Below are 2508 nucleotides of genomic sequence, written 5' to 3'. Positions count from 1 at the left end.
ATGTAATCGTCTCCGCGATGCTACCTTTGCCATTTATGGGGGAGTAAATTTCTTATAGTCTCGTGATCTGTATTGGGATTTATATCAATGAGCTTAGTAAGCAAATCTTTAAAATACTCAAATGAGTTAATGTTGTTGAGCCTGCACGAACAAGCCAGTGAGTAGATCAGTGCAGCCCTTTTAGCCCCCTGATGACTCCCACAGAATAAGGAGTTTCTGCGGCTTAAGCTAATATATCGCATTAGTCTTTCAATCGCATTATTGTCCGGAGCATAGTCTGCACTGCGGATATAATTGCATAAAGCATCATATTCGTTTAACGTATAGTTAATCGCCTTACTTAATTCACTTTTGGGTAAAGTCGACTTTTTGTTTTTTATATTTATCAGTTCCTCTTTTAATTCTTTGAGGATAGGGGGAGCATATTTATTTCTATAGTCCAGTATCTGGCAGGCTGTCCAGTCCGGGGGAATGCGGTGTTCATTTTGGTAAAGGCGATTGATGATTCGTACGATTTTTTCAGCATCCTTGTTTCCTGTTATATTCAGGAACTTGCGTTTGCAATGTTGGAAACAGGATAGGCGGATGGCATCCGGATAGGCCTCTTTTTCTATTATCTTGTAATTTCCTAATCCGTCACTTTGTATAGCTCCCCGGTAGTCTTCCCTGAGATAACCGGTCAGGACCTTTCTGGAACGTGAACCGTTTTCGTAAAAGAAATGTACCAGTTTTAGATGATTAGCCAGTGCTGCCCAAATATATCCTTTGGCTGTGGATTTGCCGGATGAGTTGTTTGTATCACTGGTAAGAACGGTATAATAGCTCTCGTCCATACTCAGATAATTGTCCGAGAGGACAGTCTCTTTGAGAACATCTTCAACCAGGTCAAACAGACCGGCCGCCTTTTTAATCAGTCCATGAGCCGTGGCTTTATTCATCTCAAAGCCATGCTCTGCGAAGAGTTTGATGATACGTTCGACTGGCATGGAGTAGATATAGCGCAACTGCAGGATACCGGCGATGAAGGATGCATCATAATTAGAGTTCAACAAGGGGACAGCTGGCAGACTTCCGGCATAAACTGTGCCTTTACAGGCATAATAGTGCTGGTGATAGATATGCTTGATAAAACGGGGAGGAATAAATTCGTAGCGGATGCAATCTGTCGTACGTATTTTTTTGCCTTCTTCCACTTTGAACTCTGCTGCATCCGGATAGATATCATGATGGCAGGTTTCCAGATTAAAATATTCTTTGCGTCTGGCTCCGTTGTTCCCTCTTTCTTTCAGACTGGGTTTTACTTTGGCTATGATTGTCGTTCCTTTATCGGGGACAGAGACCTGTTCGGATTTCTTGCCCGATACCATCTTTCCCAATATGCGGACTTTACTTTGCTGGCCTTCAAGGGATGCATTCTTTTCCAACAGGGCTTTCTCCAACGAGAGGATGGAACTGTTTAAGGATTTGACTTCCGCAGTCAGGATATTGAGCTGTTCATTCTGATCTGCGATCACTTTCAACAACTCCTCTTCCCGCTGCGCAGCCAATTTCAACTGGTCTTCCAATAAGAGGGCAATCCGCTTGTAATCCATGCCTTAAAGATACGGATAGTTCTTCCGGCGGCAAAATATTTATGCTTTTATTTATAAAGCGGCGCCCTACAAATCAATAGACCGGACTACAAACGAAGGCGTTTCCTGTACTTCACTGTATTCAGAGAGATGCCTGACATGATCATCATGAACGTTTTCCATTCGATCTTATTCCAGTCCTCACGGGGATTAAAACGGGGGAGTTCAAAGGTCCCGTCCTCTAAACGCTTCTGATATAAAATAAATCCGTCTTCCTGCCAGCGCAACAGTTTGATCATGTCCCGTTTTTTACCACAGAACAAATAGACATCTCCGCTGAGTGGGTTTCCTGTCTTTGTATTGCGAACCAGTTCGGATAAAATCTCTATTTCACACCCCATATTGATATAGTAAGGGTAAAGATAATAATGCAGGGATTCGTTCAGACTAAACATTTGGATTGCCTGTTACTTGGGTGTATAATTCAAAAAGCTTCATTAAGGCCGAAGGGGTGGTCTCGCGGATACTAATGGATACACCGTCAGGGAAAGAGAGGATCGCACCTTTGATATATTGGTCCAAAGGAATATTGCGTGAGGATATGCGGGAGTTCTTGATCGGAAAGCTTTGCCCTGACACTTCTATAAGTGAACTTTTCAAGTTACTGTCATTACCGTTTTTTTCCAATAATACTTCCAAACGTAAACTTCCTATGCTTCGATTATGACGATGCATCCATTGCATCACTCCTTTATAACGTACCCCTTGTTTACGGCAAAAGGTTTGAAAACTGTCGTAATGAGGGCGATCTTCATGCAAATGTGCCTTGTAGGCTTCTACTGTACGGGGAAAACGAGTTTCTGCTTTCATCTTTTTTTGATGACAAAGCTAAATACTCTTGTTTGAAGAACAATGGTAGCATCGCGGAGACGCTTAC

3 protein-coding genes are annotated in these 2508 nt (G+C 42.5%); all 3 read right to left on the bottom strand.

Features of this window, described 5'->3' with window-relative positions:
• Positions 1–20 precede the first annotated feature (20 nt).
• Positions 21–1592, bottom strand: a complete 1572-nt coding sequence (locus KTG12_RS21060) for an IS66 family transposase (RefSeq protein ID WP_005650305.1) — start codon at positions 1590–1592, stop codon at positions 21–23.
• An 86-nt stretch (positions 1593–1678) separates the two neighbouring features.
• Entirely contained in the window at positions 1679–2026 is a 348-nt protein-coding gene (gene tnpB / locus KTG12_RS21055; RefSeq protein ID WP_216945538.1) for an IS66 family insertion sequence element accessory protein TnpB, read from the bottom strand.
• Complete coding sequence (locus KTG12_RS21050; protein WP_122300442.1) at positions 2019–2441, bottom strand: hypothetical protein; 423 nt, start codon at positions 2439–2441, stop codon at positions 2019–2021. The genes tnpB and KTG12_RS21050 overlap by 8 nt, the downstream gene beginning before the upstream one ends.
• Positions 2442–2508 lie beyond the last annotated feature (67 nt).

This window comes from Parabacteroides sp. MSK.9.14 (assembly GCF_019041495.1).
Lineage (GTDB): Bacteria > Bacteroidota > Bacteroidia > Bacteroidales > Tannerellaceae > Parabacteroides > Parabacteroides merdae.
The sequence above is the reverse complement of the archived record's forward strand: the minus strand, read 5'-3'. Positions and strand labels throughout refer to the sequence as shown.